We start from the raw sequence: 19259 nt of genomic DNA on the forward strand, positions 1-19259 counted from the left end.
TTGAGAGCCATTGTGTTCCTATCTTCTTACGGTGCCGTCGTCAAAACGCGGCAATTGTCTATTGTCTATATCAAATTGAATTTTTATGGCTGCTGCTTGGCCGATGAATGGCAAGATGGCGGCGCAAAACTTTTATAACTTCTTGGTTGCAGCGTTTACTGCTGCTGGCCTGGTTCGTTCTGTTCCTTCTTCGCATTGAGGAAGAAGTCGCGAACGCCCTCGCGCACCTGACGCTGGTCGTCCGGGGTGCCCAAAAGCTCGAAATTGTACATGAACGGGACGTGGCATTTCTTGGAGATGATGTCGCCGGCGGCGCAGAAGGCCGTTGCGAAGTTCCTGTTCCCCGAGGAGATGACGCCGCGGATGAAGCTGCGGTTCTTGTGCCCGTTCAGGAATTTGCGGATTTGCGGTAGCAGCGCTTTCTGGATGTTGCCGCCGCCGTAGGTCGGTACGATGAGAATGTAAGGTTCGCGAACTTGGAGCGGTGCATCTTTCGGACGCAGCGGGATGCGGTAGACGTTGATGCCCTCGTCGGGGAAGCCGCAGCTTTCGATGAAGCGCGCGGTGTTGTTCGAAACTGACGAGAAATAGACTACGGCGCCGATATGCTCGCCTTTGGACTTGGCCTCCGGCTCGCTTGGTGTAACGCATTCGTCGTCGTAAGGTTTCGTGTCCGTGGTGGCGGCGTCATCGATACCCGCGTTCGCCATCATCGCCTTCTCTCTGGGATTCGTCTGGTTGATGTGGTTGGTCTGGTTCATCGGCGGGTTAGGCGAGAACGGTCTGTGGAGCCGTGGCGTCAGCAGGAGTCTCGACGGCGTTGACCGCAAGCTGCTTGATGAGGTCCGGACGGTAGCCGCTCCAGGAAGCGTCGGGCGTGATGACCACGGGCGCCTGGCGGAAGCCAGCCTGCGTGAGCTGCTCGAGGGTGGAGGGGTTTTCAGTCAGATCCACGGTCTCGAAGGCGATATTCGCCCGAGTAAGCTGACGCTTGGTCGCTTCGCATTGCGGGCAGCGTGGTTTGGTGAAAACAGTGACGGTCATCGTAACCTCCGAATTGATGTCTGGTAAGCTTTCAAAAACTCAGACTACATGGATGTAGTTCCAAACTGAACCCCAACTTCTAGTAGCGTGTCGGTTTATTGACCACTAGATATAGTGCTTAAGGTCTGTAAAGGTAGATGCCACAACGGGTGTCGCAAAGAGCCGTAACATTGTGTATTACATACGATGTGGGATATTTCACAATACAAGCCGGCAAAAGAAAATAGACAAGTGAATTGATGTGGAAAAACGTGGATACATCTGTGGATAAATACGCGATTTTCCGGATTCCGGATTATCGATTACGAGAATTGGAACAAGAATTATTCTTGTGCTGGCGAAAGCTGATTGAGCGTGATGGAGTCAGCGATGGACATGAATTCCATGGCTCCTAAGACGGCATGGTCGAGCGTGCACAGCATGGTGAGCGTGGCTTCGTTGGAGGCGACCGGCAGGAGGATCGTGCAGGCGAACCAGTCGCATGTCGGGGTTGCGAACGTGTATTGAAGCATGCCGATTTCCTGAGTTTCCTCGCCGCATGAGGCCGGGTGGGTTCCGATTTCGCCGTTGCGCACCATCGGTAGGCTGCGCATGGCGGTTTGGTAATAGTCGTTAAGGCGCTCGCTGAGTTTGTTGGGTTGTCAAGGATTCTCGCTTTTCACCCCGGTGACGTATGTGTCGGTGCGCGCTTTGAACAAGCCGCTGAGCGCGAGGTTTTGGATGAATTGGGCATTGTACGGATCTTCGGCGGCGCTGGTCTGTGATGATGCGGTTTCTGCTGCGTCATCGGATTGCTGTGTGTTCTCGTCCCAACGTTCGTAGCTATCCGGAATCATAAGCGTTACCGCCCTGTCGAAAATGCTCTCTTCCTTCATCTCTGCTCCTTGCTCAAAATATTCGTTTGTTTCACGATGGTTTTAACGCGCTCAGTCGCCGAAGGTGGCGGGGTCGAGGGTGAAGCCCTGTGTAGCGGTGAATTGGCCGACCTGTTGGTCGGTGTGGCAGTTGCGTACGGTGATGGTCATGTCCCAGGGGCCAGCGTGGCCTTTTAGGTAGTAGCTGTAGCCGCTGTAGCCGGGCACTGTGGTGAAGATACCGATGCTGGGGTTGGGGGTGAGGTGCTTGTCGGTCCATACGGTCATGGCGGTGCCGTCCTGGTTGATCTGGTAGTGGTAGTCCGGGCTGCCTTCCCGGAAGTACCTTTCTCCTTTGGTGATCCATTCGTTGTTGGCTTGGATGTTGGCTTGTCGTTGCCGCTCGGTGACGAGTGCGACGACATCGCCGTTGTTGTCGGCGTATGCTTTGGTTACATACTTCTGGCCGGTGTCTTCCATGCTTTTTGCCACGGCGGCAGGTGTTTTTATGTCATCGTAGTATCCGAAAGTGCGTACGAATTGGGCGGGGTATACGATTTTTTCGGTCTTGGGCTGTGACTTGTCGGTTTGCTTCGTGTGGGCCGTGGGTGCGGATCCGCATGCAGTGATGAGAAGCATGGTGAGCACGGCGAGTAACAGTGTGGCGGTTGTCTGTAGGCTGGTCTGCTGTTTCTTGCGCTGCCGGGAAGCAGCTGGTCTCGCTTCTTGGCGTGTGCGGTTTCCGTGTTGCATATTTGTCCTTAGATTAGTCGCCGAGTTGGTCAGCGTTGAAACCCCAGCCTTGTGAGAATTGGTATTGGTGGATGAGCTGATCGGTGTGGCAGTTGCGGACTGTGATTGTCATATCCCAGATGCCGGTGTTGCCTTTCAAGTAGTAGTTGTAGCCGTATTCTATGGGTGTGACGGTGAGAATGTCCCCACCAGTAGGAGTGAGGTTTCTGTCTGTCCATATGGTCATGGCGGTCCCGTCGGAATTGATTTCATATCGATAATTGGAACTGACTTGCTGGAAATTTTCTTCTCCAGTTTCAATCCATTTGTCGTTTTTTTGTATCCGTTCTTGTCGTTGCTGTTCCGTGACTACGATAATGACGTCGCCGTTTTTCTTCACGTAGACATCCGTGAAATCGCCTGTCTCTTTGAATTTTTTAGCTGCTTTGCGCGATCCGTTAAGATTGTTCTCAAAGCCAAAGGTGTATAGGAATTGTGCCGGGTAAACAACTTGTTCGGTTTTGTGTCCCGGTCTTGGAGAAGGTGTCGGTGTGCTGGCCTGGGGTACTGAACCGCATGCGGTGGCGAAGAATATGGTGAGGGTGACGAGCAGCAGTGCGGTTGTTGTCTGCAGGCCGGTTTTCTGTCGTAACTGAGATTTTTCCATTCGGAGGTTCTTCCAGAATGCGGGGACGAAGGGAGGGATTGGGGGAAGCGGCATTGGCTCATCTCCATGTTGGAATGATTCCATACTACTATAAAGAATGATAATTATCTTTTTATAATGACTTTAAGATCGCCGTTGACGCAAAGTAAGCTACTTGATTTGGCATGCAGGAATTCGCTGCGGTAGCGCAGGCGCTCTGATATGACGATTTCAGTTTTTCTGGGAAACGGTATGCCGTTGCCTGGGCTGCGAAAATGTCTGGTTGGCTGCGAGTATTCGTGAGGCTACTGGTTTTCGCGCAGTTCTTTGACGATGGCGCGGATGGAGCGTTCGATGTCACCGATTTCGGCGGCTTGCAGTTCTTCGGTCTGCTCTTTGCCGCTGAGCAATTTCATGCCGCTGGAAACCAGGCCTTCGGTCGTCGCGATGCCGACTTGCGGGCTGGTCGGGCTCAATTGGCCCCAGGCCCTGACGATAGGGGCGTTTATGCGTTCGTGCAGACTCGGCTGCGTCGGTTCTAGCGGTTGGTCGGTGGGAGCTTGCGCGTCGCCCTCGCGCAAGGCGGCCGGTGGTATGTCTATCGGGCACCGCGAAACGTTGCCCTTTACGTTCTCGTCGTTTCCCGCTGATTGAGCGCGATTTGCTGCAGGCTGGTCTTCTGTTTCGTGGCCATCGTCGTTGTCGTTGCCGGGCTTTGGCCAAAGTCCCTTGTCGTCGCGATAGCTTTGGGCGTCGCTCAGCGGTATCTGCGTCATCCAGTCGTGACCTTGCAAAATGGACTGTTCGAGATTGATCTTGACCCACTGCACGATGATTTCGGCCGGATCGGTGATGCCGCCCAAGCCCTTTTCGAGCGCCGCGACCCACTGCGGCATGTGCCGTGCCATAAGCTGGCGGCGGAGGTCCTTCATGTCTTTGACGTAACGGTATATCGAGTTGCGCGCGATGCCGGCACCCTTGCTGACGTTGGCCGGAGTGAGGGCCTCTCCGCCTTGCTCGCGCATGATCTTCTCTGCCGAATCGAGCAGCGCGTTCATGGTGTGACGGCGATGTTCCTCAAGGTTTGCCTCATTGATGCGTGGCATATCGTCCTCTCGTTTTGTTGAGCGCAGCTGCTGGCGGCACTGTTACGTTCTATGTTATCCGTGTGTCTTGTCCGTGTTCCGTTTGTGCTGGATTTCTGGGCTTCCGGCTAAATGAAGCGTATGGATTTGCGCGGCCTACCAGGAGGGCGTATAGTCTCCGAAGGTTTGCGACGTAGAGTCGCAAAAATAGGCATTTGCAGGCGATCTGTCTTACAGGGGTACGATGTGTTTCGCCGCCATTACGAAAGACTGATAATGACTCAACAACAAAATGGCCAGGTTGCTCAGGGGAGCAAAGAGACGGCTTCCGCGGTTAAGCCTCCGTGGAACGCTCTGTGGGTTTTGGCGCTCGCGTTGGCGATGATCGTGCTCGACAGCTCCATCGTCAACGTTTCCATGCCGACAATGATCCGCGAAATCGGCCTGAACCTGACCGACGCACAATGGGTCACTTCGCTTTACAACATTATCTTGGCCGCGTTGCTGCTGCCGTTCGGCAAGCTCGGCGATCTCAAGGGCCGCAAGATGACCTTGCAGGTTGGCGTGGTCGTTTTCGTCGTGGGTTCCGTGCTCGCCGCCTCATCCAACGGCGCGACGCTTTTGCTTTGCGCGCGTGCCGTGCAGGCCATCGGCGGGGCGCTGGTGATGCCCTCGACGCTTTCCATTGTTTCCGCTTCATTCCGCGGCAAGAACCGTGCCATCGCATTCGGCGTATGGGGCTCGGTGATGAGCGCGGCCGCAGCCGTCGGCCCGTTCTTGGGCGGTTTGCTGACCGGGACTATCGGTTGGCGTTGGATATTCCTCGTCAACGTCCCGCTTGGGCTTATCGTGTTCGTTTCGGCCATATTCTTCGTGCCGAAAACCGGCGGCAAGGCCGGAGCCTCTGCTATGGGAGCGGCTGCGCAGAAACTCGCCGCCGCCGATGCTTCCAAGTCCGCCGCCAAACCTGATGGCTTCGACCCGCTGGGTATCGTACTTTCCGCGCTGGGTTCCGCGTTCCTGCTCTTCGGCCTGATCGAAGGCCAGACCTATGGCTGGGCCAAGCCCAAGGGTGATTTCGGCATGTTTGGCTTCAAGTGGGGTGCGAATTGGCCGATTTCCGTCATTCCGATCTGCATCGTGCTCGGCATCGTTTTCTTCGTGCTGTTCATTCATACCGAAAACAGCCGTGCCAAGCGCTCGCTGCCGGTGATGCTCGATTTGACGCTCTTCCGTATCCCGACCTTCGCGATGGGCAACATCGCCGCCGGCACCATCCAGGCCGGCCAGTTCGTCATCATGTTCGTGCTGCCGCTCTACCTTATTAATGTGCGCGGCCTCGCGATGATTCCGACAGGTGCGCTGTTGGCAACCATGGGCCTGGGCTCCATCGTTTCCGGCGGTCTCGCGCATCCCGTCACCCAAAAAATCGGTGCCCCGCATACCGTGCAGTTCGGCCTGATTGTCGAGGTGCTGAGCGTAATCATTCTGATGGTGATGATGCGGCCCGGCGTTTCCGTCGTCTGGCTTCTTGTGCCGTTCGTGCTTTACGGTTTCGGCCTCGGCTTCGCCGCCGCCCAGCTCACCAGTCTTGTGCTTTCCGAAGTGCCCATCGCCCAGTCCGGAGAGGGCTCCGCTACGCAATCCACCGTCCGCCAGCTTGGAACCGGTGTGGGTGCCGCGCTCGCAGGTTTGGTGCTTTCCGTGATGGTCACGCATATTGCGCCGGCCTCACTGCAAGGTGTGCATGGTCTATCGTCGCAGCTCGTTTCCAGCCTCACCACCTCGCTGGACGCTTCAGCGGGCTCGGCCATTGTCGGCATTCGTGCCCAGGGCATCCATGGCAAGCTTGGCGTCCTTGGTCCGCAGGTGGTCGATGCGATGGCTTCGGCCTTCACCCGTGCCAGCCAATGGACGCTGGTAGCCGCCATCGTCCTGCTTGCCATCGGCCTCATCGCCTCGATCTGGGTCGCCCGTGCCGCCAAGCGCGACGAAGTTGAAGCGTAAAATGCGAACCTAAAATCGTTGGAATTCCGCCCTGTCAAAGACTTTTGACAGGGCTTTTTTATACTCTGGCTTGAAGTGTCCGAGCGTGTTGGGTTACGTTGAAATTGCCGAAATGGTTCCTGCGGTTTGAACAAGAGTATTCATTCGCAATTGCAGAAGCAAGGATGATTTGAAGTACTCTTGATTGAGCGCATGGCAGCGGAACGGCTGCAGAGTGGTAAGAAGGAAAGGCACGACGATGGCGGTCGAGATGCAGTTGGGTGGTCAGATTCGTGACCATCGCGAGGCAATGGGCTTATCTCAGGATGACTTGGCTGGAAAGATCTTCGTGTCTCGTCAGACGGTTTCGAATTGGGAGACCGGCCGCACCTATCCCGACGTGCAGAACCTTCTGTTGCTCGGCAATTTTTTCGGCATCACACTGGACGAACTGGTCAAAGGGGATGTGGAAACCATGAATGAAGAAATCAAGCGCAACAGGCGGAAAATCCTATTCTGGACGATCGTGATGTGGGTCTTGTTCGCATTCTGCGTCGTATTCGCCTTTGTTGACGCTTATACGCGCGGGCGATATTGGAACAAATGGTGGAGCCTTATCGTTATTCCCGTGGCTTTCGCCGCTGCCGGTTCGGCCGTGCATTGCGACAAATTGCAGAAAAAGCTCGATGTCGTAACGTTCAAGGAGCTGCTGTCCTACGTTTCCGGCAAACCGGTGGATCGTTCCCATCGCAACAATGTTGTGTCCATCGTTGCGGGCGTGCTGTTAGTTGTGCTTTTCATCGGAGTCTATATCTGGCTGAGCTGGTGAAAAGAACGCTGTTACGTAATGGCCGGCCATTGTCCATATCTTGGCTTTATTCCTAATTGGCATGGTTGGCAATCGCTTGTGAACACTCTTTGTCATTCGCTGAAATCGGTAGCAATGACAATCTTGCCTTGCACATGCTGGGTGAGGGCATATTCGAACGCCTGCTTGGCTTCGGAAGCGGGCCAGACGTGGTCGATGTGGGGTGCCAGTTTGCCTGCGTTGGCAAGTTTGGTGGCCACTTGCAGGTAGTCCTTCTGCGGGGCCATGGGCTGCGCGTAGGTGGCAATATGTTTGTTGAACGGTGCTCGGAATATGGCCTTGGTATAGTGCTGGCCGACTGGAATCAGTACGCCGTTTGGTTTGAGCATTTTCAGAAAGTCATTGATGTCTACAGAGCCGTTGACTGCGAGGACAGCGTCGAAACGCGCATCCGTCTTTCTGAAGTCCTTTGTCCGGTAATCGATGACCTGCGTACAGCCCATTTCCTTGGCCAGCTCGATGTTTCTGGTGCTACATACTCCCGTGACTTCCGCGCCCATGGCCTTGGCGATTTGAACCGTATACTGTCCGACTCCGCCGGAGGCACCATAGATCAAGACTTGGTCGCCGCTTTTCACTTTTGCCTTGCGCAGCGCGCCTAAAGCCGTTTCGAACATGAGTGTGGCGGAAGCGGCTTGAGCAAATGACAGGTTTGCCGGTTTGAGTGCTACGTTGTTCTTGTCGAGCACAGCGTATTCCGCCAGACCGCCGATTGGGAACGACCCTGGTGTCACGCCGAATACTTCGTCTCCCGCCTTCAGGCCTTTCACGTCTGCGCCGATCCGTTCGACGATGCCTGCGACTTCTCCTCCTAGGGGATGGCCCAGGACTCCGGTCATTTTGTCGGTAAGTTTGCTGAATAGGCTTGGCTGCTTGTCTTTATTCGTAAAATGAGTAAATTCGAGGACGTTCAGCGCGCATGCCTTGACTCTGATCAGCACTTGGTCGTCGTTGGGTGTTGGGGTTGGCGCATCTTGGATTTTCAGCCCGTCCAAATCGCCTGACTTCGTATAGATAACGGCCTTCATCCCGTATCCTCCTGATTGAGTTCCTATTCGAACTCAATTACTATAGCACGAATTCTAATTAGAATTCAATGAAGAGGTAGAATTGCTGCCATGACTACTGTGCGCCCTGCTCCGGAAGAAACTGACGGTTACGCTGCCCTTATGCGCTGCGCCAAGCTTCTCGGTCAGGCATCCGAGCGTCAGGCCGCCGCCGACGCGGGGCTCACCGCCATCCAGCTTGAGATTCTGTATGCGCTTATTCAATCAAAGGGCGGCCTGCGTATGTATGATCTCGCTGCGCGTCTCAACCATTCGCGCAACGGCATGACCTATCAGATAGGCCAGCTGGAGAAGGCTGGACTTGTGAAGCGTGGTCATGCCGAAGGCAATCAGCGTGCCATCCTTGCCCGGATTACCGATAAAGGGCGTGAGGTATGCCAGGAGGCGGTCCGAAGCCACGTTGCGTTTATCCATAGTGTGTTTACCGAGCCTGTCGGCGATGACATGAAGATGCTTACGGCTGCTCTCAACCGGGTTGTTGCGGAGCTTGAGCGGACTCGTTGATGGTGTCTCGTACACAGATTTTTTCTGAGTTTTTCGGTATGGGTCGGTGTTCATCGGTGTGGGTTTTGCTATTTTGCTGATGATCTAGTTGATTTAAAAAATAAAGTTTTTGGATATATTTTTTCGTTAATTGAATTTAAAGATTGCTGGAATACCAACGTTTTCATGCTGTTGAACTAGCTTTTTCAAAAACTTGAGCCAAAAAGACTCAAGTTTTTTCGGAAATTCGGGAATATAATTTGACAATACAAAGTTGAGTGAAGTAGGCTCAGGTTTTGGAACATCAATCAGGTGCGAACCTGGATGCGGGCCGCGAACGAGAAACAAAGTCTCGGCACGGTTTCCGGACCTGAGCGAACAGATGTGAAACGTAACGAATAAGGAGAAACGAATATGGGACGTGCAGTAGGTATTGATTTGGGTACCACAAACTCTTGCATCGCGACGCTCGAAGGCGGCGAACCCACGGTCATCGTGAACGCCGAGGGCGCTCGCACCACCCCGTCGGTGGTTGCGTTCAGCAAGTCCGGCGAGATTCTCGTCGGCGAGGTCGCCAAGCGTCAGGCCGTGACCAACGTCGACCGCACCATCAGCTCGGTCAAGCGCCACATGGGCACTGACTGGTCGGTGGATATCGACGGCAAGAAGTGGACTCCGCAGGAAATTTCCGCACAGATTCTTATGAAGTTGAAGAGGGACGCCGAGGCGTACCTGGGCGAGCCGGTGACCGACGCGGTCATCACCTGCCCTGCATACTTTAACGACGCACAGCGTCAGGCGACCAAGGACGCCGGCAAGATCGCAGGCCTCAACGTGCTGCGTATCATCAACGAGCCGACGGCTGCGGCACTCGCTTATGGCCTTGAAAAGGGCAAGGAAGACGAACGCATCCTGGTCTTCGACCTCGGCGGCGGCACCTTCGATGTGTCCCTGCTGGAGATCGGCAAGGATGACGACGGCTTCTCCACCATTCAGGTGCAGGCCACGAACGGCGACAACAAGCTCGGCGGCGACGATTGGGATCAGAAGATCATCGATTGGCTCGTCGGCGAAGTGAAGAACAAGTATGGCGTCGATCTGTCCAAGGACAAGATCGCTCTGCAGCGCTTGAAGGAAGCCGCGGAACAGGCCAAGAAGGAACTTTCCAGCTCCACCGAGACCAACATCTCGATGCAGTATCTGGCCATGACCCCTGACGGAACGCCTGTCCACCTCGATGAGACGCTGACTCGCGCACACTTCGAGGAAATGACTTCCGACTTGCTCGGCCGTTGCCGCACGCCGTTCAACAACGTGCTGCACGATGCGAACATCTCGGTTTCCGACATCGACCATGTGGTCCTCGTCGGTGGTTCGACCCGTATGCCCGCCGTCAAGGAGCTCGTCAAGGAACTCACCGGTGGCAAGGCCGCAAACCAGTCCGTCAACCCGGATGAGGTCGTGGCGATTGGCGCCGCAGTGCAGTCCGGCGTCATCAAGGGCGACCGCAAGGACGTCCTGCTGATCGACGTCACCCCGCTTTCCCTCGGCATCGAGACCAAGGGCGGTATCATGACCAAGCTCATCGACCGCAACACCGCCATCCCGACCAAGCGCAGCGAAGTCTTCTCGACCGCTGAGGACAACCAGCCTTCCGTGCTGATTCAGGTCTATCAGGGTGAGCGCGAGTTCGCCCGTGACAACAAGCCGCTGGGCACCTTCGAGCTGACCGGCATCGCTCCGGCTCCTCGTGGCGTCCCGCAGATCGAGGTTACCTTCGACATCGACGCGAACGGCATTGTGCACGTCTCCGCCAAGGACAAGGGCACCGGCAAGGAACAGTCCATGACCATCACCGGCGGATCCGCTCTGCCGAAGGACGAGATCGATCGCATGGTCAAGGAAGCCGAAGCCCACGAGGCCGACGACAAGAAGCGCAAGGACGAGGCTGAGACCCGCAACACCGCCGAATCCTTCGCCTATCAGATGGAGAAGATGGTCAACGACAACAAGGACAAGCTCTCCGATGACGTCGTCAAGGAAGTCACGGCTGATGTCAACGATTTGAAGGAAGCCCTGAAGGGCGACGACATCGACAAGATCAAGTCCACCCAGGAGAAGCTGACTACTTCCTCGCAGAAGATCGGTCAGGCGCTCTATGCGCAGCAGGGTGCTGAAGGTGCCGCTGGCGCTGAGGGCGCGGCTGGTGCTGGTGCCGCAGGCTCGTCCTCGTCCGATGACGACGACGTGGTTGACGCCGAGGTCGTTGACGACGATGACGACAAGAAGGACAACAAGTAATTATGTCCGGGTTCGATAAGGACGACTATCTGAAGGATCTGCCGGATCCCGACGACGCATGGCTCAACTCCATGGCTGGGTTCAATGCGCCGGGTGCGGGATTCGGCGGGTTCCCCGATGGGGATGGTTCCGCAGAACCCGAGCAGACTAGCGCCGGTGCAGCCGGCGAAAAGGCGGGTGAAACAATGAGCTCCGAACAGTCGAATGACAAGGCCGACGACGAAGCGAAGCAGAACCCAGAAGGTACTGCCGCTTCAGCTGCCAACAACAACGACAACGTGAACGCAGGCAACGGTTCCGCACAAACGGGCGAGGGCGGCAAGCAGACTGACGACGGCCAGGCCAATGCTTCTGGTGCTGCAGCTGCCGCTAATGGCGACAAAGCAACGGACGATGCTACCGATGGCAAAGACGGCGAGAACACGCTGACACCGCTCGGGCAGGCGAAGAAGGAAGCTGCCGACTATCTCGATGCGCTCCAGCGTGAGCGTGCCGAGTTCGTCAACTTCCGCAACCGCTCCAAGAAAGAGCAGGAAATCTTCCGCCAGCACGGCATCATCGATGTGCTGACCGCGTTGCTCCCGGCTCTCGACGACATTGATCGTATTCGTGAGCACAGCGACTTGGACGATTCCTTCGCCGCGGTTGCCAACAAGATCGACAAGGCGTTCGAGAAGTTCGGCGTGGAGAAGTTCGGCAAGAAGGGCGAAGCCTTCGATCCGACCAAACACGAGGCGATACTTCACAAACCGGATGCCAACGCGACCGAAGAGACTGTGGACACCGTCGTAGAGGCGGGCTATCGCATCGGCGACCGGGTGATCCGGGCCGCCCGTGTGGTGGTGGCTTCCCCGAAGGCCTAGCGGGTTTCCGCAATGACGTAGTACGTAGAGTGCGATTCCCCGCGTGGCCGGAGGGTCGCACTTATCGTTTTGTAGAGTCGTTGCAGGGAATGTATCGGCTTAGCCCGAAAAGGAGGGCAGTGATATGGCTGAGAATGAATGGCTAGATAAAGATTTTTACAAGGTGCTCGGCGTCTCCAAGGACGCGACGAGCGCAGAGATTACCAAGGCTTACCGCAAGCTCGCGCGTAAGTACCATCCCGATCTCAACAAGACCAAAGAGGCCGAGGAGAAGTTCAAGGACATCTCGGAGGCCTACGATGTGCTCAACAACGAGGATCAGCGGCGCAAGTACGACGCGATTCGCCAGTTCGCGGGTGGCGGCGCAAGGTTCGCCGGCGGCTCCGGACAAGGCGGATTCGGCGGCAGCGCCTCCGACTTCTCCGACATCTTCGGTTCGATGTTTGGCGGAGGTGCCGGCGGCCCCGGTGGGGTTCGTTTCTCGACCTCCGGTGGTGGTCCGACCAACCTCAACGACATCTTCTCGATGTTCGGCAACGCGGCTGGCCAGGGTGCCGGCGGCTATGCAGGTGCGGGAACGGGCTCGTCTTACGGCTCCGGTTTCGGTGGTGGGTCGAGCACTTACCGCGAACCGCAGGAACCGGTGCGCGGCGAGGATCGTAACTCGAAGATCACGCTGACGTTCCGTCAGGCCGTGAAGGGTGCGACCGTCTCGCTTAAAGCAGGCGGACGCAAGTTCAAGACCCATATTCCGGCCGGTGTGAAGGACGGGCAGAAGATTCGGCTTCCCGGCAAGGGCAAGCTTGGTTCCAACGGCGGGTCCGCAGGAGATATGTACCTGCAGATTCACGTGAAGAACGACACGAAGTTTAGCCTCGACGGCAACAACATCGTGATGCCGTTGCCAGTGACCATCGGCGAGGCCGTTGCGGGCGCGCGCGTCAAGGCGTTGGACTTCGATGGCAACGAAGTGACGTTCCGCGTGCCGGCCGGCACGTCAAGCGGCACCGAGGTGCGTGTCGGCGGCAAGGGTGTTCCTGGCCGTGATGGCGACTTGGTCGGACGCGTTGAGATTCGCGTGCCGAGCAGGCCCAGCATGGCGCAGAAGCACGATGCCAAGGAATTCGACAAGAATTCCGGCGAGTTCGTCGACGAGGTGGCCAAAGAGCGCGAGTGATTCGCGTGGTGTGGAGGCGAAAAGCCGGGTAGGGGATAGGCAATATCCGGCTTGAGTTTGGGTAATTGATTTGTCGGCTGGTTGGTTGTAATCGGCCGCCGAACCTCGCGATGAAAACGGCTGGCTGAAAGAACCGCTGCTTTGGTTTGAATGCTAGTTGGGATATGTGTTTGACATATTGATTTGGTGAATAGCGATTGCCGATCGCATTTACCGAGTCGAGCGATAGGCTGTCTGATTGGTCTATTCGTGACCGTGTAAGAATGTTACGGATAGGCCAATCAAGCAGTTCTGGGTCGGCTAGGCAGTTTGTATGACAATGACGGATAAGGCGGTCAACGTCATACGTTATGAATGAAGTTATGGACAATGACGAGCGGAGGTGAATGATGGCTCGAATTTCTCGTGAGGTACAGGCACTCTATGGACTGTGCGCGGTCGCGCTGGTCGAGCAGCGCGCGGATCTGGATGGTGCCGATGATGTCGGTTTCGATATCGATCTGCCGGTTTTCAGCGTGGGTCGCGCTGCGGATCTGGCAAACATCCATCCGCAGACTCTGCGTCAATATGATCGTCAGGGGCTCATCGTCCCGCAGCGCACGGAAGGCGGCGCTCGCCGCTACTCCCTGCGCGACGTCCACAAGCTCGCCGAAGCCCAGCAGATGAGCCAGGAGGATGGCATCAACCTCGCCGGTATTTCGCGCATCCTCGACTTGCAGGAGGAGAACCGTCAGTTGCGGCGTGAGGTGAAGCGTCTCGAGCGTCCACGCGGTTCCAGCATTTTCGCGGCGGATTCCGACGGTGACATCACCGAGATCCAGCGCTCGCGTCAGGCCCGTCGCTGGCGTCACGACGTGCAGGCCCACACGCGCGAGCTCCCCGGCCGACCCTATTATGCCAACGATGCCACCAATTCGTATGCACCAAATAGGCAAGCGGATGGTGCTGACTCCGAGGTATCACAGACACAAGCCACTGCTCACAAACCTCGCCATGCCGCGAAGCCTGAGGGTGATTCGCCGCATTCCGATCCGTTCGTTGATCCGCGTTCGTTGGTCGTCTGGGGCCACTATTTCGAGTGATTGGTTATTGTGGCACTTAGATGAAACAAAAATAACCGGAATCGTAAACTGCTGAATCTGGAAAACAAAATGGTCTGAGGTTTTTGGATATTGCACAATAATGTGTGTTTCCAAAAGCCCCAGACCATTGGTTTGATTGAGGTCGATTTGAGATTTACAGACCTTTCGTCCAGTCAGCGTTGACTAGTTGACGCTGACTGGACGAAAGCTGGCCGTTATATCTCGATTTTTGAGGTTCGGCTATTTACTTCGATGTGGCTTTGTTCTTCGGCTTCCGTTCTGACAATCCTACGATCCAGGAAAGCAAAGCTCCTACCAGAACAAAGGAACCGAGCGCTACAAGGCCCGCCTTACCGGAACCAAGGGTGCCGAACAACGTATCGAACCAAACGCGGAGGTTGGGAGCGAAGAATCCGCCGAAATTGCCAACCATATTGACCATGCCGATACCGCCGGCGAGAGCGGCACCGGTGAACAGCTCGGTGGGCATTCTCCAGAAGATTGGTTGCGAAGCGACAACGCCAGTCGCTGCGAAGCAGAGGCACACAATGGCGAGCACGGGCGGGACGAATGGCGAAAGTGCGATGGCCAGTCCGGTGACGAGCAGGATAAGGGCTACGAATTGAGGATGATGGCCATACTTTGAAGAAATCTTCGGAAGCAGCCAGGTTCCCAAAAGTGCGCAAGCCCATGGAATCATTGAAACAAGCGAGACGGTCATGCCGACTTTCTTGCCGATAAGCCCCGAGACCTGGGTGGGAAGGTAGAAGGTGATTCCATAGACGCCAATCTGAATCATGAAATAGACGATGGAGAGGACCCACACGCGCCAGGATTTGATGGCTCCAGACATGCTGGATTCGGTCTTGACCTCACCGGAATTGGCTTCCTCCTCGATTGCCTGCGAGAGCAATTCGCCCTCATCACGAGTGAGATAGCGTGCCACGCGCGGTGAATCGTCGAGGCAATACCAAGCCGCAAAGCCGACGAAAATAGCGAGGATGCCTTCAATGAGGAACATCCAGAACCAGCCAGGCTTTCCGAGCAGGCCGTGCATCTGCAGCAGCAAGCCGGAAAGCGGAGCGCCTATGACCATGGCTATCGGAACGCCCATATAGAAGAGGCCACGTATCTGATCCTGTTGCTTCTTCGGGAAGAAAATTGTGGTCAGGTAGATCGCACCGGGGAAGAACCCGGCTTCAGCCACGCCCAGTAGTACTCGAACGATAATGAAGGAAGAGGTGCCGTTGGTAAACGCCATCGAAGCGCCGACGATGCCCCAAACGATGGTCAGTATCGTCAGCCATTTACGAGCTCCGACCTTTCGGAGCATCAGGTTTGCCGGTGTGCCGAGGAACGCGTATATGACGAAGAACATGCCTGAACCCAACGCATATCCTTGAGCGGTCAGCCCGGTGTCTGCCATATATGACTGCTGTGCATAACTGATGTTGCTGCGGTCGAAGAACGCCATGACGTACATCAGTAGCAGGAACGGAACAAGGTGCCGTGCAGTCTTGCTGATGATTCGAGTCAGCTCTGCCCGCTTATCTTCTTTCGTTGTTTCCTGTCTCTTCGTTGAAACGTTTGTTTCCGCCATATAAACCTCCCTGTTGCACGGCAAATCGAACATATATCGCAACAAAAAGTTCAGGCCTGTGTTTGATTGAATGTTTACGCGACGTTGCGCGCAATATAGCCTAATGACGACCATAAATAAGGTTTAAGCCTGTTCTCTCTGTTGCCACTATCGTATGTGGGAGGTAAAGGCCGTCCCGGTATGTGAACAAATGTGATTTAGGTTACATTAAAAAATAAAGAGAGAAGTGCGGTTTGCTTATCCGTTTGTGTGAGGAGTTGTTCATATATAGGGATGCCCCATTTGTGAATCTTATAGTGGCAATTAACGGCTCCACCACGTGTAGTTAGGTGGGGCTGCGCAATACAGAACGGTATAGAGGCTGTTCTGAAACGTCTATGAAGGAGACAGATATGTCGCTAAAAGCAGCAATGAAGCTACCAACGATTACGGCGATCAGAGCCTACAATATGGGTGGTGCCGCTGCCAAAGTCCATGGGCAAGGCGGTGGCGATTACCACGACCAGCCCAAGGGTCATTGGATCGACAATCATATTGCGACCCCGATGAGCAAGTATAAGGAATATGAGCAGTCTCGTCAGTCCTTCGGCCTCAACGTGCTGGGCACGCTGGTGGTTGTAGTTGAGGCTTCCGACGGTACCAAAGGTTTTGCTATTTCAACGGCAGGGCAGGTTGGCTGCTTCATCGTCGAGAAGCACCTGAACCGTTTTGTTGAGGGCAAGCGTGTTGATCAGATCAAGCTGATCCACGATCAGATGATTAATTCCACTTGGTTCTACTCCGGTGGCGGCGGTGTCGTGATGAACACGATTTCCTGCGTTGATTTGGCGCTGTGGGATCTTTATGGCAAAGTCCTTGGGTTGCCTGTTTATAAGATCCTCGGGGGTGCGGTTCGCGACGAGATCCACTTCTACGCGACCGGCGATCGTCCGGATCTCGCTAAGGGACTGGGCTTCATCGGTGGAAAGATGACGACGCATTGGAGCTCTGCTTTCGGGGATGAAGGCATCCAGAAAGATATTGCGCGTCTTAAAGATATGCGCGAGAAGGTCGGCGATGATTTCTGGCTGATGTTCGATTGCTGGATGAGCCAGGACGTTAATTACGCTACGAAGCTTGCCAAAGCAGCTGAACCTTATAACCTCAAGTGGCTGGAAGAATCCTTCCCGCCGGCTGACGTTGAGAGCTATCGTAAGCTCAAGGCCAATATGCCGAAGGGCATGATGATGACCACGGGTGAACACACTGGTAATCTCAGCTCGTTCAAGGAACTGTGCGAGGCAGGAGTTGACATTCTGCAGCCCGATGTCGGTTGGTGCGGTGGCATCACCTCGCTGTGCGAGATCGCTGCCTTGGCGAAGTCGCATGGTCAGCTGGTGGTTCCTCATGGCTCCTCAGTGTATTCGCACCATGCGGTCATCACCTTCACGAACACGCCGTTCAGCGAGATGCTCATGGTTGCTCCGAAGGCCGATCACATTCGTCCGCAGTTCGACCCGGTCCTCATTGGTGAGCCCGTGCCTCATGACGGCATCATCACCGCCGAAGAACTCGACAAGCCTGGCTTCGGCGTTGAGCTGAACACCGAGTGCCCGCTCGAGCGTCCTTACACGCACTGATTTGCGTTTGGGCGTCATCTGAAGGTAGATGAGATAAATTTTATAGGAAAGGAAAACCCGTGGAATATACAAATCCACATAACGCCTTCAAGGAGGCGTTGAAAAGCGACCGGAAACTGTTGGGCCTGTGGCTCGCATTCGGGTCGGCGACCGCTGCTGAAATCTCAGCGGATGCCGGGTTCGATTGGGTATTGGTCGATGGCGAACATGGTCCGAACGACCTGACGACCATTCTCGACCAGTTGCGCGCCCTTTATGGGTATCCGGTCAATCCGATCGTGCGACCGGCTAACTCCGATCCTGTGCTCATCAAGCAAGTCCTCGACCTTGGCGCCCAGACCTTGTTGTTGCCGATGGTCAACACTCGAGAACAAGCCGAAACAATGGTTCGCGCCGCTCACTACGCCCCAGAAGGCTTCCGAGGTGTAGGCGCGTCTTTGGCTCGCTCCGGGCGTTGGGGGCGGATTTCCGATTACATGCGCGTTGCCGCCGATGACATTTGCGTCTTGGTGCAAGTGGAGACCAAGGAAGCACTTGCGAATGTGGATGAGATCGCCTCCGTCGATGGCATTGATGGCGTGTTCGTCGGACCGGCCGATTTGTCGGCTTCCCTTGGTCATCCAGACGATGCCGAGAATCCAGATGTCCAAAAGTCAATCCACCATGCTTTTGATGTGATTGCTTCGCATGGCAAGGCTATAGGATCACTGGCTTTCGACACTGATCTCGCCAAGAAGTATTTTGACTGGGGAGCTAATTTCGTCGCAGTTGCGGGGGACACCGATCTTTATGTGCATGCCCTGAGCGAGGAACTTGAGCAGTTCCGGTAGTCGTGGAGTCATCAATGTCTGTCGGAAGTCAATAAGTTCTAGTCACGGAATATGGCCGTTGCGGTTTTGCTGCACGGCCATTTTCTGTATCGTGTTCGAACGTTTATTGGATAAAAATGGCGATATTATGGATTATATGGATGGTAATGAAGCTCCAGCAGGAACACAGACGTTAATGCATGGAATCGCCGTGTTGAGGGCGGTGTCAGACGGAGCCAGGAACCTCAAGGAGATTGTGGCCTCCACTCATTTGAACCGAAGCACGGCCCATAGATTGGTACAGGCTTTGTGCAGTGAACGTTTTCTGAGAGATGAAGGCAGAAGCGGCCTGAGCTTGGGGCCAGCTCTTATCGAGTTGGGGTTTAAGGCCCGCGACAGCATCTCGATACAGGAAGTCGCTCGCCCATATCTCGTCGATTTGGGTCACGAGACGAAAGACACGATTCACTTAGCTATAGAGGATGGCGGGAGCGTGCTTTATCTTGACAAGATACATGGCCAACGAGGTGTGGAGATTCGTTCGTGGCCTGGCTGCCGGATGCCGTTGACCTATACTGGCATCGGCAAGGCGCTTCTCATCGATGATTCCAAGCGTTGGACTTCTCAATATTTGCAGGACAGGAGCCTGCAAGACCGTTCGCCCGAACACGATTATGCCAATGCCAACATTTTTGCGAATGCGATGGCAAAGTTCGCAAGACAAGGGTTCGCATACGACCTCGAGGAGAACCAAAAGTACATACGTTGCGTGGGGGCACCCATCAAAGGGGTTAATGGCAAGATTATCGCGGCTATATCGATTTCCGCGATTGCCACGTTTATGCCGACTGAGCGTATGCGCAAGCTGGGAGTGCGTATCAAGCAATATGCCAAGGAGATTTCTGAAGAGATGGGATATAGGATTTCAGACGATATCTCTACAAAGTCGGAATCCTGAGTTTGGCCTTCCTCTATAATGGTTTGTCACGTGCAGAATTATAGGGAAACTGCTAAAGAGAATCGTTCACAGGTTTGTGGGTAGT

At 55.2% G+C, this 19259-nt stretch carries 19 protein-coding genes; 10 read left to right on the forward strand and 9 right to left on the reverse strand.

Annotation, left to right across the window (positions count from 1 at the left end):
• Nucleotides 1–155: 155 nt before the first annotated feature.
• The 7 genes from nrdI to PT279_RS00860 form a co-directional block, all read right to left on the reverse strand.
• Entirely contained in the window at nucleotides 156–710 is a 555-nt protein-coding gene (nrdI, locus tag PT279_RS00830) for a class Ib ribonucleoside-diphosphate reductase assembly flavoprotein NrdI (RefSeq protein ID WP_277165185.1), read from the reverse strand.
• A gap of 58 nt (nucleotides 711–768) precedes the next feature.
• Nucleotides 769–1044 (reverse strand): glutaredoxin-like protein NrdH, encoded by a 276-nt coding sequence (nrdH, locus tag PT279_RS00835; protein WP_277164535.1) that lies wholly within the window; start codon nucleotides 1042–1044, stop codon nucleotides 769–771.
• A 323-nt stretch (nucleotides 1045–1367) separates the two neighbouring features.
• Nucleotides 1368–1637 carry a hypothetical protein gene (locus PT279_RS00840; RefSeq protein ID WP_277164537.1) on the reverse strand — a complete coding sequence of 90 codons (270 nt, stop codon included), beginning with the start codon at nucleotides 1635–1637 and terminating at the stop codon, nucleotides 1368–1370.
• A 48-nt stretch (nucleotides 1638–1685) separates the two neighbouring features.
• The gene (locus tag PT279_RS00845; protein ID WP_277164539.1) at nucleotides 1686–1919 is read right to left on the reverse strand and encodes a hypothetical protein; all 234 of its coding nucleotides are present in this window, start codon (nucleotides 1917–1919) and stop codon (nucleotides 1686–1688) included.
• Between the two features lie 51 nt (nucleotides 1920–1970).
• Nucleotides 1971–2651 (reverse strand): hypothetical protein, encoded by a 681-nt coding sequence (locus PT279_RS00850; protein WP_277164541.1) that lies wholly within the window; start codon nucleotides 2649–2651, stop codon nucleotides 1971–1973.
• Nucleotides 2652–2664: 13 nt separating this feature from the next.
• Entirely contained in the window at nucleotides 2665–3297 is a 633-nt protein-coding gene (locus tag PT279_RS00855; protein WP_277164543.1) for a hypothetical protein, read from the reverse strand.
• 284 nt (nucleotides 3298–3581) lie between these two features.
• Entirely contained in the window at nucleotides 3582–4382 is an 801-nt protein-coding gene (locus PT279_RS00860; RefSeq protein ID WP_277164545.1) for a TetR/AcrR family transcriptional regulator, read from the reverse strand.
• Nucleotides 4383–4637: 255 nt separating this feature from the next.
• Here PT279_RS00860 and PT279_RS00865 point away from each other — a divergent pair, with 255 nt between their 5' ends.
• Entirely contained in the window at nucleotides 4638–6368 is a 1731-nt protein-coding gene (locus PT279_RS00865; RefSeq protein WP_348519357.1) for an MFS transporter, read from the forward strand.
• Between the two features lie 238 nt (nucleotides 6369–6606).
• Nucleotides 6607–7176 (forward strand): helix-turn-helix transcriptional regulator, encoded by a 570-nt coding sequence (locus PT279_RS00870; protein ID WP_277164549.1) that lies wholly within the window; start codon nucleotides 6607–6609, stop codon nucleotides 7174–7176.
• A 92-nt stretch (nucleotides 7177–7268) separates the two neighbouring features.
• Here the strand turns inward: PT279_RS00870 and PT279_RS00875 are convergent, their stop codons facing one another.
• Nucleotides 7269–8243: an NAD(P)-dependent alcohol dehydrogenase gene (locus tag PT279_RS00875; RefSeq protein WP_277164551.1), complete on the reverse strand. Its 975-nt coding sequence runs from the start codon at nucleotides 8241–8243 to the stop codon at nucleotides 7269–7271.
• A gap of 90 nt (nucleotides 8244–8333) precedes the next feature.
• Between PT279_RS00875 and PT279_RS00880 the strand changes: the two genes are divergently transcribed.
• The 5 genes from PT279_RS00880 to PT279_RS00900 all read left to right on the forward strand — a co-directional run bounded on the left by PT279_RS00880 (nucleotide 8334) and on the right by PT279_RS00900 (nucleotide 14188).
• Nucleotides 8334–8786 (forward strand): MarR family transcriptional regulator, encoded by a 453-nt coding sequence (locus PT279_RS00880; RefSeq protein ID WP_277164553.1) that lies wholly within the window; start codon nucleotides 8334–8336, stop codon nucleotides 8784–8786.
• Nucleotides 8787–9179: 393 nt separating this feature from the next.
• Complete coding sequence (gene dnaK, locus PT279_RS00885; RefSeq protein WP_277164555.1) at nucleotides 9180–11066, forward strand: molecular chaperone DnaK; 1887 nt, start codon at nucleotides 9180–9182, stop codon at nucleotides 11064–11066.
• A gap of 185 nt (nucleotides 11067–11251) precedes the next feature.
• Nucleotides 11252–11929 (forward strand): nucleotide exchange factor GrpE, encoded by a 678-nt coding sequence (grpE, locus tag PT279_RS00890; protein ID WP_277165187.1) that lies wholly within the window; start codon nucleotides 11252–11254, stop codon nucleotides 11927–11929.
• A gap of 124 nt (nucleotides 11930–12053) precedes the next feature.
• Complete coding sequence (locus PT279_RS00895; protein ID WP_277164557.1) at nucleotides 12054–13106, forward strand: DnaJ C-terminal domain-containing protein; 1053 nt, start codon at nucleotides 12054–12056, stop codon at nucleotides 13104–13106.
• Nucleotides 13107–13495: 389 nt separating this feature from the next.
• Nucleotides 13496–14188 (forward strand): helix-turn-helix transcriptional regulator, encoded by a 693-nt coding sequence (locus tag PT279_RS00900; RefSeq protein WP_277165189.1) that lies wholly within the window; start codon nucleotides 13496–13498, stop codon nucleotides 14186–14188.
• 244 nt (nucleotides 14189–14432) lie between these two features.
• Here PT279_RS00900 and PT279_RS00905 read toward each other — a convergent pair whose 3' ends face one another.
• Entirely contained in the window at nucleotides 14433–15788 is a 1356-nt protein-coding gene (locus PT279_RS00905) for an MFS transporter (RefSeq protein WP_277164559.1), read from the reverse strand.
• Nucleotides 15789–16180: 392 nt separating this feature from the next.
• Between PT279_RS00905 and rhmD the strand changes: the two genes are divergently transcribed.
• The 3 genes from rhmD (at nucleotide 16181) to PT279_RS00920 (ending at nucleotide 19174) form a co-directional block, all read left to right on the forward strand.
• On the forward strand, nucleotides 16181–17407 hold the full coding sequence (gene rhmD, locus PT279_RS00910) for an L-rhamnonate dehydratase (protein WP_277164561.1): 1227 nt from the start codon (nucleotides 16181–16183) through the stop codon (nucleotides 17405–17407).
• Between the two features lie 59 nt (nucleotides 17408–17466).
• Nucleotides 17467–18237 carry an HpcH/HpaI aldolase/citrate lyase family protein gene (locus tag PT279_RS00915; protein WP_277164563.1) on the forward strand — a complete coding sequence of 257 codons (771 nt, stop codon included), beginning with the start codon at nucleotides 17467–17469 and terminating at the stop codon, nucleotides 18235–18237.
• Nucleotides 18238–18364: 127 nt separating this feature from the next.
• Nucleotides 18365–19174: an IclR family transcriptional regulator gene (locus PT279_RS00920; protein WP_277164565.1), complete on the forward strand. Its 810-nt coding sequence runs from the start codon at nucleotides 18365–18367 to the stop codon at nucleotides 19172–19174.
• The last annotated feature ends 85 nt before the right edge of the window (nucleotides 19175–19259 follow it).

Origin of the sequence: Bifidobacterium sp. ESL0784, from assembly GCF_029433295.1 — a bacterium.
In the GTDB taxonomy this organism is placed as follows: Bacteria; Actinomycetota; Actinomycetes; order Actinomycetales; family Bifidobacteriaceae; genus Bifidobacterium.